The sequence below is a fragment of the Flavobacterium sp. Root420 genome, from assembly GCF_001427905.1.
Classification (GTDB): Bacteria; Bacteroidota; Bacteroidia; order Flavobacteriales; family Flavobacteriaceae; genus Flavobacterium.
On sequence record NZ_LMEF01000029.1, the window covers coordinates 19,964 to 36,841 of the forward strand.

The window sequence follows — 16,878 nt, forward strand, 5'->3', positions numbered from 1 at the left end:
TCTGATTTTTAAGAATTAATTTTATTGAAAAATTTTATACGTAATTCCAGGCACAATATATTTTGAAAAATAGAATCCTATTGTTTTTAATGCTTTTAGTTTGTTCTCCGTCTAAACCACAGTCGGTTGCAGGATCGTCTGTTTCAAAATTTGGGCAGGAAGAATATAGCATTGGTTACATCGGCATCAAAAATGGACTTGCTAATAATGCTGTAACCTCTGTTTATAAAGACAAAAGGGGCTTAATGTGGTTTGGTACTTATGACGGAATAAGCAGGTATGATGGGTATAATTTTTTGAACTTTAGAAATGAACCTAATGATCTTAATTCGTTAAATAATAACAGGGTTGTAAGTATTTGTGGAACTAAAAATGAGATTTGGATTGGTACAAAGGGCGGAATAAGTGTTTATAATTATTTGAGCAATCGGTTTAACACAAAGTATTATTTAAATGCTAAAACTTCTAAAAGTGAGCCGATAGATTTTGTTGTCAATAAAATTATAGATTATAAAGCAAATATGTATATCGGCACCGCAGGACAGGGTTTGCTTTATTGTGCAGATAATCAGGAAAAAATCATTCAGATACCACTTTATGTAAAAGGGAAATTGCGGTGGGAGTATCATGTGCAGGGAATGGATTTTGATAAAACAGGTAAATTGTGGTGTTTTGTTCAGGGAATAGGTCTTGTAACCATGGACACAGCAGCCAGGAAACTTATTGTTGTTTTTTCTGATTTTGTTAATGGGGATATTATATTATGTGACAAATTTTCGAATGTATGGGTAGGAATTGAAGGAGGTTTGCTGAAATACAATATTCTAAATAGAACATACCGTAATTATACGAATCAGGAAATTCAGTATCCCATTTCTGATTTAATGTGTAAACCCGATAAAAAAGAACTGTGGATTGCTACAAATGGTAATGGAATAGTTAAATACAATTATACTTCAGATACCTTTTCTCTATTTAACGCAACCTCAGATGAAGAAAAATTGAATAGTAACGCTATTTCATCGTTATTTTTAGATAATGAAAACAGGGTTTGGATTGGAACTTTACGAGGAGGAGTCAATAAGATTGAAGAAAGAAAAAGCCCTTTTATTACAATTTCTAAAAATGAGAAAATAAAAAATACTCTGCCAAGTGATTTTATTCTTTCCTTATCTGAGCAGGATGGTGAACATTTATGGATAGGAACAGACGGAGCAGGTGCCAGTTTGTGGAATAAAAAGAATAATACATTTACAAATTACTCTTATAATGCAAATAATCCGAATTCGATCTCAAATAATTTTGTCTCAGCAATTGTAAAGGATAATAAAGGAACCTGGTTTGCTACTTATGGAGGCGGTGTTTGTCTGTTTAATTCCCAGACCCATACTTTTAAAAAATACAGTTTTTTTAATCCAAAATACAAATCATTTCAAAAGAATATTTGGGTATTGTTTCGTGGCAAAGATAATGTCTTATGGGCCAGTTCTCCAGATGATGAGGGACTGTATCGCTATAATAGAACAAGTGATCAATTCGATTTTGTAGATGCAAAAATCAGGGGAATTATTTCAATTACAGAAGATGAAAATGGGAATCTTTGGATAGGAAATTTTACAAAATTGTTTCAGTTCAATCCCAGAACAATGAAAAAGAAAGAGATTGATGTAAAGTATCCTGTTCGGTCTGTTATTTCTATTTCTAAAACAAAAATACTTGCCGGTACCGAAGGAGGGGGATTGATGATTTTTAATCCCCAAACTTCAACAAAAAAATTCCTGACGCAGCGAAATGGGCTTCCAAATAATTCAGTTTTAAACATTGTTAAAGATAATCAGGGCGCTTTTTGGGGCAGTACTTATAATGGAATATTTACTTATAATGCAGTTAGCGGAAAAATTACAAGTTACCATGATGCTGACGGACTTCAGAGTAATCAGTTTAATTACAATGCGGCTCTCAAACTTTCAACAGGAGAAATAGTTTTTGGCGGAATTAAAGGCTTTAATATTATAGATACCAAAATTAACAGTCAAATTCATGACTTTCCAAAGTTGGTAATAACTTCAATAAAAGTAAATAATAAGGTTTATGACCAATCTCATTTGACATCTTTTGGAATTGATAAATTAAAACTACCCTATGATGAATCAATGCTAAACATTGATTTTGCAGCTTTAGAATACAGTTTGCCTGAAAAAATATCGTATGCTTATTTTTTAGAAGGATGGGATTCACAATGGCATTATGTTGATAATGTCAGAAGTGCCAATTATTCCAGAATAACAGAAGGAGATTATGTGCTAAAAATTAAATCTACTAATGCCGAAGGAGTTTGGAATACCAAATCTATTTCATTGCCTATTACGATATTACCGCCATGGTATAGAACCAGTTTGGCTTATTTTATCTATTTTCTCGCATTTGGTTTTATAATTTATGTGGTAGATAAATACCAACGTGAACAGGCGAAATTAAAATACGAAGTACAGCTTTCGCAGAATCTGGCAAAGCAGGAAAAGGAACTGAATGAGAAAAAAATAACCTTTTTTACAAATATTTCTCATGAGTTCAGGTCGCCTTTAACAATGATTATTAATCCTTTAAAAGATATAATTTACGGAACCGACCAGCAAATTGATCCGGGTGCTATTGAAATGGTTTACAGCAATTCCAGAAGATTATTGAGCCTGGTAGATCAGTTGCTTCTTTTTAGAAAAACAGAAACTGAGACCGGAAAACTTAAAATTGGTCAAATTGATATTGTAGAACTGGCCAAAGAGGTTTTTAGCTGTTTTGTACATCATGCCAAAACAAAAAAAATAGATTACAGTTTTAGTATTTCTGAAGAAAGACTATTGGTTTATGTCGATCGCGAAAAAATAGAAATGGCTCTGTTTAATTTGATTGCAAATGCCTTAAAATTTACCGAGAAAGAAAATGGAAAAGTTGCCGTCAATTTACGATGCACAGATAATGAAGTTATTATAAAAGTTATAGATAACGGAGAAGGTGTTTTGGATGCAGATAAAGACAAAATATTTAATTTGTTTTATCAGTCAAATAATAACATAAAAAACAACCGCAAGGGATTTGGTATTGGGCTTTATTTGGTAAAACAGTTTGTTACTCAGCATCATGGAGAGGTCAGCTGTCAGGATAATAAAAATGGAGGAGCAATATTTGAGGTTAAATTGCCACTAGGGAAAGAACATTTCGGGGATATAGAAATTCGCGAAGATTTAAGCGACAGAACCTTATTTTTAGAAGAGGCTTTAGAGGATACAGTAATACAGGAAAATGTATCGCAGACAATTAATGAACCTGAAAATGGTAACGATTTAATTAAAGATGCAAAAAGTATTTTAGTTGTAGACGATAATCCACAAATAAGAAATTATTTAAAGCGAATATTAACTCCAAAATATCATGTTACGCTGGCTGAAAATGCCGAAACAGCTTTAACCATAATTAAAAAAGTGCAGCCCGATTTAATTATTTCTGATGTTGTAATGGGAGAAATGAATGGAGTAGCCTTTTGTAAACATATAAAATCGGATGAAGAATTAAAGCATATTCCTGTAATATTACTCACGGGAGGAACTTCGGAAGGTGTAAAACTTAAAGGTGCTGAGGTAGGAGCCGATGATTATATTACAAAACCATTTGATAACGAGTATTTACTGGCCCGAATCAGCGGAATATTAACCCGACGCGACAGTGAGCAGAATTATCTGCTTAATTCAGTTACGAAAAAACAGGCAAGTCTAAAGCTATCTGATGAGGATAAAAAACTTATCGAAAGAATCGTAGAAGTGATCGATGCCAATCTAGATGTAGAAAATTTTAATGTGCATGATCTGGCATTTCACTTGGGGATGAGTTATTCTCTAGTTTATAAAAAAATTAAAAAAATTACCGGTAAATCGGTTTCTGAATTCACCCGAAATGTTCGATTACGAAAAGTAGCAACATTGCTGATTACAACAGATCTACAGATAAGCGAGGCTGCGTCAATTGCAGGTTTTGGTGATATTAAATATTTCAGAAAACATTTTCAGCAGTTTTATAATCTAAATCCTTCTGAGTTTAAAAAGAAGTACCAAAATGTCAAGGATAACAAATATATATTAAACGAAAGCTTTTGGAAATCAACCTGATTATAAGCTTAGTCGAAGAAAAAATTAAGAAAAAAAAACGTATGAATTATTATCTGAAAAAAGCTGTTTTAGTAGCGTTTGTTTATTTTACAGCCATTAATGGCATACAATCACAATCAAAAAAACTTCAAAAAGATTCACCGCAAAAGGTTCGGAAATTTTTTGTGTCTTCTTTAATTAAAATTGGAGATCCTGTTTTGAATGCGTTAAGTAAAAATCAACTCAAACAACTAATGCCTGTAGAAAAATCGCCAGGTGCCTGGGATGATAGAACTCATGTGACTTACCTAGAGGCTTTTGGGCGATTACTTTCAGGAATGGCGCCCTGGCTAGAATTAGGTAAAGACGAGACCTCCGAAGGAAAATTAAGGGCAAAGTATATTGATTTGGCTCAAAAATGCATTCACAATGCAACTGATCCAAATGCTCCCGATTTTATGAATTTTGTAAATGACAAACAACCTTTAGTTGATGCGGCCTTTTTTGCCCAGGCATTGCTTCGTGCTCCAAAACAACTTTGGGAACCCCTGGATGCAATTACAAAAGAGAATGTAATCAATGCATTAAAATCATCCAGAAAGATCGAACCTTATCACAGCAATTGGCTTCTTTTTGCAGGCATGGTCGAAGCAGCAATAATTAAATTTGATAAAGATCCAGATAATAATCGCCTGAATTATGCTTTAGAAGAACACAAAAAATGGTATTTAGGTGATGGAACTTATGGTGATGGCCCCGATTTTCATTGGGATTATTATAATAGTTTCGTGATTCATCCTATGCAACTGGACATATTAAACGTCCTTAAAGAAAAAAATAACGATTACAAAACGGATTATACTACAGAGTTAAATAGAGCCAGACGCTATGCTGCCATTCAGGAAAGATTAATTTCTCCTGAGGGAACTTATCCACCTATCGGAAGATCTCTAGCGTATCGTTTTGGCGCTTTCCAATTGTTATCTCAAATAGCACTCTGGAAAGAATTGCCAAAAGAAGTTGCTCCGGCTCAGGTTCGTTCGGCCTTGTATGCTATGATTTTTAATCAAATTAATGTACCGGGAACTTTCGATAAAAACGGTTGGCTTCAAATAGGATTATATGGACATCAGCCTAATATTGGGGAAGGGTATATATCAACGGGAAGTTTGTACTTGTGTGCAGAAGCATTTTTAGTCCTTGGTTTACCATCAACTGATTCATTTTGGAGTGATGCCTATCAGCCCTGGACACAAAAGAAGATTTGGTCCGGACAAGAGATTTCAATTGATCATGCATCAAAATAATAAACATTTTAATTTAAATATAATGATGAATTTTAAGAACTCATTTTTTATAATACTGGCTTTTGTTTCACTTACAGTTGTAAGTTGTAAAAGCGGTGCGGTAAAGCAGGGAACTGCAATAAAAGAATCTAAGCAGGAAGTCATTGCAATTATTGAGAAAGTAAATAATCATTGGCAAAATTCGCATCCGGAATTGGGAAATGCTTTTTGGAATGTTGCGGCATATCATACCGGAAATATGGAAGCATATAAAGTAACCCAAAACAAAAAGTATTTGGATTATTCATTGGCCTGGGCCGAAAAAAATCAATGGATGGGCGCCAAATCCAATGACAAATCGGAATGGAAATACAATTACGGTGAGAATGATAAACACGTACTGTTTGGAGACTGGCAGATTTGTTTTCAAACCTATATTGATTTGTACAATTTTACAGGAAAGAATGATCCGCAAAAAATTGCACGCGCACGTGAAGTCATGGAATATGAAATGAGTACTACAGCTAATGACTATTGGTGGTGGGTTGATGGATTATATATGGTAATGCCGGTGATGACAAAGTTGTACAACGTGACTGGTAACGAAATGTATTTAGAGAAATTACATTCTTATTTAACGTATGCCAATGGTATTATGTACGATGCCGATGCAAAATTATATTTTCGTGATGCAAAATATATCTATCCGAAGCATAAAAGTGCCAATGGCAAGAAGGATTTTTGGGCAAGGGGAGATGGCTGGATTTTTGCCGGTTATGCAAAAATTATTCAGGACTTACCAAAAACGGCTAAACATAGAAATGAATACATCAGCCGTTTTAAAGATATGGCTAAAGCCCTGGCAGATGCGCAGCAAAAAGAAGGGTACTGGACAAGAAGCATTTTGGATCCGGAACATGCACCAGGGCCAGAAACCAGCGGTACAGCCTTTTTTACTTATGGTTTTATGTGGGGAATTAACAATGGAATTTTAGATAAAAAGACTTATTTGCCAGTAGCAGCAAAGTCATGGAATTACTTAACAACATTTGCTCTTCAGGCAGATGGTACAATTGGATATATCCAGCCGATAGGCGAAAAAGCTATTCCGGGACAAGTAGTAGATAAGAATTCTACGTCTGATTTTGGGGTAGGTGCTTTTTTGTTAGCTGCTGCTGAGGTGTATCGCTATACTAAATAATTTTATTCTTTTTTATTGTGCAAAGAGGCAGTCATTTTAGACTGCCTCTTTGCATTTATATAAGTTTGGTTCTTATTGCTTTTTCGTATCAAATGATATCGTTTTGAGGCGACGAAAGTTCACATAAATAAACAATTGTTTGAGAGCATTCTATTAAATCAATCTATAAAGTAAGATTTGTAATTATTTTAATTTTCACTAAAATAGTAATGTATTATAATATTTTGCATGTCATAATTAGTTCTTAAATAATTGTGTATAGTATATTTTAAATATGTTTTTTTTATCATACTTATAAAAATAAGGCGTAATTCATGTAAAAATGCTGATTTGCCCCTTGTATAATGTCGTAATTACCCCCTCTTGCTTATTAGTCTTACGTTAGATTTGCATTGCAAACTATATGTTAACACATACTAAATTGGTGCTTAAAAAATTTTGAAAAACAAAATTGTAAAAACCACACTTATTTACTTGCTGTTGCAATATTATGCGAACTTAACCTAATCAATTAACCAAAAAATTACAACCAACATGACAAACTTTATTAGGAAGATTAAGGCTCCTGATTATGCATCTGGATTTGATTTAAAAAAGAAACTTACAATACTTTGCGTATTGGTTTCATTATCTCAGGTACACGCATACACTGGTACTTCTACCAGTACAAAACGGGCAGAAAAAGTACAGCCACAAACTAGCATAACCGGGCAGGTTAAAGATCACAAAGGGATTCCGCTTCCCGGTGCCTCAGTTATGATAAAAGGTACCAAAAAAGGAACTGTAACAGATTTTGACGGAAAATTTACGCTGGCAGGAAATGAGAATTCAATATTAGTAGTATCATTTGTTAGTTATGTAACTAGGGAAGTCCCTGTAAATGGACAAACAAATATTATCATAGTATTAGAAGAAAGTACAGCTTCTTTAGATGAAGTGGTAGTTGTAGGATATGGTAAAATGAAGAAAAAGGATTTAACGGGCGCAATTGTTCAGGTTAAACCCGAAGCTTTAGCCAATCAAAACCCACAAACCGTTCAGGATTTATTGCGAGGCGTTCCTGGTCTGAAAGTTGGCTATTCAGCCGATGCAAAAGGAGGAGGATCTTTGCAGATTCGTGGGCAGACTTCTGTTTACAATCCTGATGGTGCCAATCATAATTCACCGCTTATTATTTTAGACGGAATGCAATTCTACGGTGAGCTTTCAGAAATTAATCCTGATGATGTTGGCCAGATAGATGTCTTGAAAGATGCGTCTGCAACAGCTGTTTATGGATCTAAAGCAGCAGCAGGGGTTATTGTTATTTCAACGAAAAAAGGAAAAACGGGTAAGCCTATTATTAATGTTACCACGAACACGACGGTTGTTAATGAAAGCGCTTATCGCAATGTGTATTCTGCAGAAGGGTATGTAAAATATCGTGAAGATTGGGAAGTTGCTAAAACATATGGTCCAAATACAACAACGGGGCAATACGAGCCTTACATTGCAGCTCGTGTTGGTCAGGTAGGGTATTTTTCAAACCCTAATCAATTAGATCAGTATGGTATATCTCAGGCCCAATGGTTAGCTTATCAGCCAGCTGGACAAATACAAGGAAAAAGTTTGAATGAAGTATGGGGACTGCGTTTGGGTATTACTGATGCTTCACTTTTAAAGAATTTTACAGAAGGAAAAACACACGATTGGTATAATAGTACTTTTAGAACAGGAATAAATCACGACAATAATTTAAGTGTTTCCGGAGCAAGTGATAAAGTAAATTATTATATGTCTTTGGGTTATTTAACTTCAGAAGGAGCTATTCAGGGTAATGATTATTCTGCAGTTCGTGCCAATATGAAAGTAGATGCTAAAATTACAAGCTGGCTTGAATTTGGAGCAAACGTTAATTTTCAGGATCGCTCAGATGGAGACATAGCTGTCGGTACCGGTACTAATTATTGGAATGCAAATATGTTAAGAAACAGCCCGTTCTCTAACTTTAAAGAAGCAAATGGTGATTTTACGAGACAACCAATGGGACCAACAATTGGAGGGTATAATTATTACTATGATCGCCAATATATGGAACTTGAAAAAGGGTATACGGTATTGAATACCATTTTCAATACAAAGGTAACTTTACCTTTAGGTATTACGTATTCGTTTAATGCTTCACCACGTTATGAGTTCTTTTACAATCGTTATTTTGAGTCAGCAGGTAATAAAAATTGGAATCCTGTTAACATAGGAGTAGATAGAGGTAATGGTAAAAAATTTACGTGGAATTTGAACAATACAATAGCATGGGATCATACCTTTAATGAGAAACACCATATCATAGCCACTTTTGTTCAGGAAGCTGAAGATCTTAAAACATGGTCAGATATTGTTTATGCACGTAATATTCAGCCTTCAGATGCCTTAGGTTTTCACAATATTGCTAATGCAACGCTTTTAAATAGTACATTTTCCAGTACAGATACACATCAAACAGCCGATGCATTGATGGCGAGACTCTTTTATTCGTTTGATAATCGTTATATGATAACAGGAACTGTACGTCGCGATGGGTATTCGGCATTTGGAGCTTCGTACCCTTACGCAACTTTTCCTTCTGTTGCCTTGGGATGGAACTTTAATCAGGAAAGCTGGTTACATTGGGATCCTTTAAGCACAGGTAAATTACGTTTGTCATGGGGTAAAAACGGAAACAGATCACTTGCTGATCCATACTTAGCTTTGGCAAATTTAGGTTCAGGTACCGGCGCAACAATGGGATATATAGATGCTTCAGGAAATATTGTTGATATGAAGTACCTGGCAATTGATCGTATGGCAAATCCAAATTTGCAATGGGAAAAAACAACGGCAACAAATATTGGTCTTGACCTTGGTTTCTTAAATGACCGAATCACAAGTACAATCGATATTTACAGATCTGTTACTAATGATATGATTATGAGTCAGCGTCTGCCTGATTTTACTGGATTTACATCAATTGCAACCAATTTGGGAGAGGTCGAAAATAAAGGTATTGAAATAAGCCTTACTACTTTAAATATAAAAAATCCAAATTTTGAATGGACTACTATGGTAGCTTTTTCATACAACAAGAATACCATTAATGCATTGTATGGTAATATGGAAGATGTTAAGGATGCTAATGGGAATGTTGTTGGAACTAAAGAGGCAGATGACAAAACCAATGGATGGTTTATTGGCAAACCTATTTCTCAAATTTGGGATTACAAAGTAACAGGAATTTGGCAAAAGGATGAGTGGCAGGAAGCTGCAAAATACGGACAACGTCCTGGTGATCCAAAAGTGGAAAACAGTTACACTGCCGACGATGTGAACGGAAAACCTACTTATAATGAAAAAGATAAGCAGTTTTTAGGCCAGACAGCACCGCCAATTAACTGGTCGCTTCGTAATGAATTTAAAATTTACAAAAATTGGGATTTGGCAATTAATATGTATTCCTACATGGGGCACAAATCGCTTGATGGACGTTATATGAATACGTATAACGATGGTAGTTTGTATACTAACAACTATAATCCGTTTGTAAATCCATATTGGACAATTGACAACCCAACCAATGACTGGGCACGTCTTGATGCGAGAGGTCCTGCAGGAGCCGGAACACAAAAATTATATGACCGTAGTTTTATTCGTTTAGACAATATTTCGTTAGCCTATTCGCTTCCTAAAGACCTTGTAGATCGTTTGCATGTTAGAAATTTTAAAATTTATGCTTCAGTTCAGAACGCTGCAACATGGGGAGCTTCTGGTGAATGGAAATATTACGGGGACCCGGAAACAGGTGGAAGAAATGGAGATGGATCGTATAATAGTGGACTTGCTACGCGAATGTTTAATTTAGGATTTAACGTTTCACTTTAAAAATTACTCAACAATGAAAAGATATATAAAAAATAAAATTTTAATACTTGCACCTTTAGTAGTGGCTTCTGCTCTTTTGGTTTCTTGTTCAGAAGATTTTCTGGAGCCGGACCCGCTTTCGTTTTACGAACCAGAAACTACATTTAGTACTGAATCTGGATTACAGGCAGTTTTAGCAAGTGCCGATAAACAATTGCGTAATAATTATATTCATTATAATGCTGCCGGTAATAGTGTGCCGATCGGTACGGAGTATGTTTTCTCTGATATGGCAAAATATGGAAAAACAGATAATAGTAGTACTATTTCTGATTTTGCTAATACTATAGTGCCTACCGGAAGCTTTAAAACAGCAACAAACGATGATTTTTACCTCGGATTTTACTGGGGTGAAGCTTATGCAGGAATTAAAAATGCTAATACTGTATTGACCTACATTGATAATGTGACAAGTTTAACTGAAGAAGTTAAACATAAATATATGGGGCAGGCTTATTTTCACAGATCATACCGTTATCTTAATCTGGTATATCAATTTGGAGATATTCCGTTAATTACAAAAATTTTGGAGGTTCCAAAGCAGAGTTATTATTCTACCAAAAAAGAAGCTATCATTGAAATGATTACGGCAGATATGGAAAAGGCAGTAGAATGGGTACCGGATCAGTCCAAACTACCTTATGTAGGTATGGTGAACAAAGGGGCATGTCGTCAGTTATTGATTAAGTGTTACCTGGCTTCGGGAAGATTTAAAGATGCAGAAGCACAGGCAGATTTACTGATTAATCAATCTGGCTATTCTTTAATGCAGGGTTCCTTTGGAACTTTTGACCCGGGAGGAAACCCAACAACATGGGCGATTAACAGAAATGTGATTTGGGATTTACACAGACCTGAAAATAAGGTTATTGCTGGTAACAGAGAAGCCATATTGGTTATGCCGAACGGCGGAGTACAATCATTTTTACCTTTTGCCTCGATGAGAATTTTTGGTCCAAACTGGAATTCGGGTACTCTTACCACTCCTGATGGTAAACAGGCAGCAGGTCGTTTTGCTTCAAATAATGCTAATTATCAGGCTAAATATGATTATGCAAGAGCACTAGGGCGTGGTATTGCTACTATTAGTGCTTCCTATTATTCACAGCATCCTATGTGGGTTGTGAATGGTGTTGAGGATAAACAAGATCTTAGACATAACAGTGCTGTTGGTAACTGGGTAAATATGGAAGATCTTAAATACAGTGATAAGAGCTCTGCGTTCTACCAACAAAATTTTAGATTAAAAAATGGTACCACTTTTTTGTCAAAAGATACCCTTCGTGAATGGTTTGATTTTCCGTTATATAAAATCTATTTGCATGATGTTGTAAATGAAACCAATCCAAATGCAACTGATTTTCAGGGAGCTAGTACCGGAGGTAAAGCGCATTGGTACTTATATCGTTTAGCTGAAACTTATTTGTTAAGAGCAGAAGCGCGTTTTTATCAGGGTAATGTAGGTGGAGCAACTCAGGACGTGAATGTTATCAGAACCAGAGCCGGAGCTTCTCAAATGTACGGGCAGGTAACTATTGGTGATATTTGTGCAGAAAGAGGAAGAGAGCTTTACCTGGAAGAATGGAGAAATGCAGAGTTAAAACGTATTTCGCACTGTCTCGCACTGAGTGGAAAACCAGATGAGTGGGGGCAGACTTACAATAAAGCCAATTGGGATAAACAATCCGGAACTGATGCAGCTGGAGGTAGTTACTGGTACCAGCGTATTTCGCATTATACGCTTTACAACAAATATCCAAGTGGAATTGTGGTTCCAAATGGTACTAAGTTTTATACGATGGACAAACGTAATAACTACTGGCCTATTCCAAATAGTGCTATAACGGCTAATATTAAAGGTAAATTAAGTCAGAACTTCGGTTATGATGGTTACGATCCTAACGTTAAGGTTTGGGATAAATGGCAGGATGCTGTTGCAGATGAAAGCCAGCTTTAATTAGCTCACAGTTAAAAAAAAGATCTTCATCTGCAGTATTTGAATTGTTTCTTTTACTGCAGCTGAAGATACATTCATAAAGATTTTAAACTTCCAACTTCTTAATTAGTAGTTTTTATAAGTGTGTGTGTTGATGACTAAGTATTATCCCTGATTTGGTTATAAGGGATAATACTGGTAGTCATTATAATTCGCATGAATAATTTCGATTTAAAAATATATTGTGATCCTATAATTTAAAAGAAGAATCATGGATTTTACAATGTATAAAATGATAATATAAAATTCCATTAAAATTTTTGCAGTAATAAAAAATCAGATGGCATCCTTATTTGGTTTTAAAAAAGAATGTTTTAGCGACTGAAGCAAATAATTGTGGCAGTTACTAAAAGAGTGTTGATCAAATTTTAAAATAACTTTTAAAACAGAATTTCATATGAAAAAGCTCTACACAATTTTATTTATATGGTTATCGGTCTTTGTACACCAAATTTTTGCGCAAGCCCCTAATTTGCCTGTCAAGGTTAATTTGGCCACAACATTAAGCACTTCTAAGACTTTTACTAATAGTACGAATCCAGATACTATATCTTTTCCTTTAAGCAGTCAAACTGAATTTACTTTAGAAGTAAAAGCCAAAGTTAATGCTGCTGTAGGCAGAGGACTGGATGTTGAGGTTAAGAATACAATTGGCCTCGGATTTAGAACATCTTTAGATAAAACTACTTTTAATAACACAACAATTTTATCAGTACCTGATAATTTAAGTACTTCTGTAGATAATGCCCAGGAACAAACTTACAGGTATGCAATCAAAAACGGCGTTGCCAATATTTATCAGGATGGAAATTATTTAACTTCTAAAACGCTTGATTTTTTAAATGATAATTCAGGAACAACAATCGCATATGGTGCTGATAATCTACTAGGAAGATGGGCAGGGGTAACGGGAAATAACGCTGGAGAACCTAACGATTATGGCTGGGCGAATACCGCTGCAAGCCTTCCGTGGAATACGGCAAATTCAACCAGTGGGGTTCGATATCTGGATGTAACTTCCGGACATACTTTTGAATCGGATAATTCAGTTTACAGCGGAAGAATAATGTACATTCGTTGGGATAATGCAAGTTATGCAACTTCAACATACAGCTATCCGGTTAAGCTGGAACAGGGTTTGCGATATGAATTTTCATGGATTTACGAATATATATCTAATGCTGCCCCCGGCGCCAAATTAAATGTAGCAATTTCATCAGGTGCAGACGGATCAGGTGTTATAACTTCTAAATCATTTACAACTGGTAATGCCAACAAATTAAGAAAAGGAGATTTATCTTTTGTTTCAAATTCTGACGGTATTTATTATTTGACAATCACCGGTGATTACGGACTTATGGCGATTGCCGATTTAAAACTTAAATCTTCAAATTTAATTAATAACTGGGACGGATTTTTTAATGATAATGCAGGAACTCCTGCTGCTTATGGTTGGACCAATGTTACTTCTCCAGCCATTTTTAATACAGCAAACAGTACGAACGGAACTCGACTTATGGATGTAACTTCCGGACATACTTTCGAATCCGATAATTCAGTTTACAGCGGAAGATTACTGTACATCAGATGGGATAGTACTGCACTTCAAAATTCAGTTTATTCTTTTCCGGTACAGTTAGAAGCCTCAAAAGGATATCAGTTTTCATGGATATATGAATACATTTCGAATTTAAGTCCTGGTTCTCAAATGACCGTATCAGTTTCTACAGCTGCAAATGGCGGAGGAACAGTTATGGCAACAAAAAGTTTTGTCACAGGAGCTGCTAATAAATTAAAAAAAGGAGATTTGTCTTTTCAATCTCAAAGTGCCGATACTTATTATATCAACGTAAGCGGAGCAAAAGCGCTTTTTGGAATAGGTGATTTAAAGGTTCAGGGACAGCAGACAGCAAACATTGTTATTGGTAAAAATTACGCAACTGGCGCTGTTGACATGGCCGTTACTTCAGTTACTTTTGAGAATGTGGCTTATGCACCGGAGAAAATCATTAGTCCGTCGCTACAAACTATTGATATTACCAGCAACACAAATGTCGCGGCTTATACAAAATCAAAAGTAGTTTTAAATGGTTCGGTTGCTTTATATCTAAAAAACGGATACAATCCTTTAATCAATTCGACAGTAAACTTAAGTTCAGCAGATAACCGCTTGTATTTTGAAAATATTAAACCGAGTGAAGTTATCAATTCGCAGTTACAATATGTTTCAGTAAACGGTGTTCTGGCAAGCAATGGTACAAATGTAAATGTCACAAATTATGGGGCAGGTACAGTTGTCTCGCCTTATGTTGTAGATTATCAGCCATTGCAGGTTTTTACGGAAGAAAACTTTGCAGGAACCTCTCAGCAATATATTACGGTAACCCCATTTGATAATTTAGGGGCATTTGATAATGCAATTAAATCCTTTAGATTAAAAAAAGGTTATATGGCAACTTTTGCTACAAGTGCAGACGGATCGGGTTACAGCAGAGTTTATATAGCAGAAAATGAAGATCTTGAAATTCCGGTTTTACCAATTAATTTGAAAGGAACAATTTCATTTGTCAGAACAATGAGATGGCACCAGGTCACTAAAAAAGGACTTGCCGGTGGAAGTACAGAAGCGATCAATTCAACCAATATTACCTGGTATTACAATTGGAACACCGGAATGGATACCACACCAAACGTAGAATATGTACCAATACGCCAAACGCAATATTGGCCGTCATTTACTCCTGCTTATACTAAAGAAGGCTACACACATCTTTTAGGATTTAATGAACCAGACCGTCCTGATCAGGCAAACATGACAGTTGAATCAGCAATAAGTTCCTGGCCGGCTCTTTTGAAATCAGGATTAAGAGTGGGCTCTCCGGCGACGTCAGATCCTTATAATCCCTGGATGGCTAATTTTATGACACAGGCAGAAGCTAATAATTATAGAGTTGATTATGTGGCGCTTCACTGTTACTGGTATAAAACGGCAGCGCAATGGAAAAGTGATTTGCAGAACATATACGATAAATACAAAAGACCAATCTGGATTACAGAATGGAATATTGGCGCAAACTGGACAGCTAATAATTTCCCGGATGCTGTTACTACACTTACTGATGCCAATGCAACGAAACACAAAAATGACCTGGCAGCGATATTAAACGTTCTGGAAAGTGCCGATTATGTAGAGCGCTATTCAATCTACAATTGGGTACAAGATGCCAGAGCAATGTATGTTACCATAAATGATGCGTTTAAAACAAGAAACCCAAACTGGCAAAATTATGTTTGGCTGCAAACAGCGCCAGTAATTTCGAGTACAGCAACTGATTATACGGTTTTAACTCCGGCAGGGCAATATTATGCCAAAAATGCATCGGCGAAAGCCTATAATTCAGCTAAAGAATACATTCCATTATGGAAAACAAAAGTAGAAACGTTGAGTTATGCCCTTTCATCAGATTATAAAAATATTACAGTAAAATGGAAAGGAACCAATCAGGAGTTAGTCAATAAATATGTTTTGGAAAGAAAGCTAAGTGGCGAAAGCGCATTTTCAGTTTTCTACGAATCAACGAATTATAATGTTATTGAAAAAATTGATCAGGTTCGTACTCATGCTGAATATAGAATTAAAGTTGTTGGTAAAGACAATGTTGAGTCAGCTTATTCAGCAATATTGGTTTATGATCAGCCTGCGATTTCTGCGGTTCCAACAAATTTTCAGGGTGAGGCAATATCAGCATCGGCAATCAATTTAAAATGGACACCTGTAGCAGGAGCAGAATCGTATAAAATTAAAAGATCTGTAACTATAAACGGTACTTACGAAATTATATCAGCTTATGTAAAAGACAGCATTTTTGCCGACATAAATTTAGAAGCAAATAAAGATTACTTCTATAAAATTGCATCAGAAAATGCGGGAGGCGAAAGTCAGTATTCCGAAGCTTTACAGGTTAAAACATTGACAACTACAGGTTCTTTAACCGCGAAAAGTGCAAATACATTGGCTTTGAATACATTAGAAAAAGATTCTTTTGAAACGATTAGCGCGTTTCCAAATCCTACGACAGGTCAATTCGATATTGTTTTACCAGCAAATGAAGATTTAGTTACAGTTGCAATATATGCTTTTGACGGAAAAGTAATTTCAACATCAAAATATAGAAGTGAAAGTGGTAAAATTCATTTGAATATTGAAAATCAACCGCCGGGAATTTATCTGATTAAGATTCCATCGCATCGGGATATAACATTCCGAATTATTAAAAAATAATGCATTGCATACAAGTAAAGTTAGGTTTTAATTAGTTTAGA

Annotated in this window: 6 protein-coding genes; all 6 read left to right on the forward strand. The window is 35.4% G+C overall.

The genetic code is table 11. The features are described 5' to 3' along the window. The first annotated feature begins 62 nt into the window (after positions 1–62). The 6 genes from ASC72_RS14655 (at position 63) to ASC72_RS14680 (ending at position 16,837) form a co-directional block, all read left to right on the forward strand. Complete coding sequence (locus ASC72_RS14655; RefSeq protein WP_131725824.1) at positions 63–4,160, forward strand: two-component regulator propeller domain-containing protein; 4,098 nt, start codon at positions 63–65, stop codon at positions 4,158–4,160. Further along, on the forward strand, positions 4,145–5,446 hold the full coding sequence (locus tag ASC72_RS14660) for a DUF2264 domain-containing protein (RefSeq protein ID WP_241775712.1): 1,302 nt from the start codon (positions 4,145–4,147) through the stop codon (positions 5,444–5,446). The genes ASC72_RS14655 and ASC72_RS14660 overlap by 16 nt, the downstream gene beginning before the upstream one ends. A 22-nt stretch (positions 5,447–5,468) precedes the next feature. Then, on the forward strand, positions 5,469–6,626 hold the full coding sequence (locus tag ASC72_RS14665) for a glycoside hydrolase family 88 protein (RefSeq protein WP_198528510.1): 1,158 nt from the start codon (positions 5,469–5,471) through the stop codon (positions 6,624–6,626). Positions 6,627–7,160: 534 nt separating this feature from the next. After that, positions 7,161–10,520, forward strand: a complete 3,360-nt coding sequence (locus tag ASC72_RS14670) for a SusC/RagA family TonB-linked outer membrane protein (RefSeq protein WP_056192059.1) — start codon at positions 7,161–7,163, stop codon at positions 10,518–10,520. Positions 10,521–10,533: 13 nt separating this feature from the next. Next, positions 10,534–12,516 (forward strand): RagB/SusD family nutrient uptake outer membrane protein, encoded by a 1,983-nt coding sequence (locus tag ASC72_RS14675; protein WP_056192062.1) that lies wholly within the window; start codon positions 10,534–10,536, stop codon positions 12,514–12,516. Between the two features lie 436 nt (positions 12,517–12,952). Next, the gene (locus tag ASC72_RS14680) at positions 12,953–16,837 is read left to right on the forward strand and encodes a glycosyl hydrolase (protein WP_056192066.1); all 3,885 of its coding nucleotides are present in this window, start codon (positions 12,953–12,955) and stop codon (positions 16,835–16,837) included. Positions 16,838–16,878 lie beyond the last annotated feature (41 nt).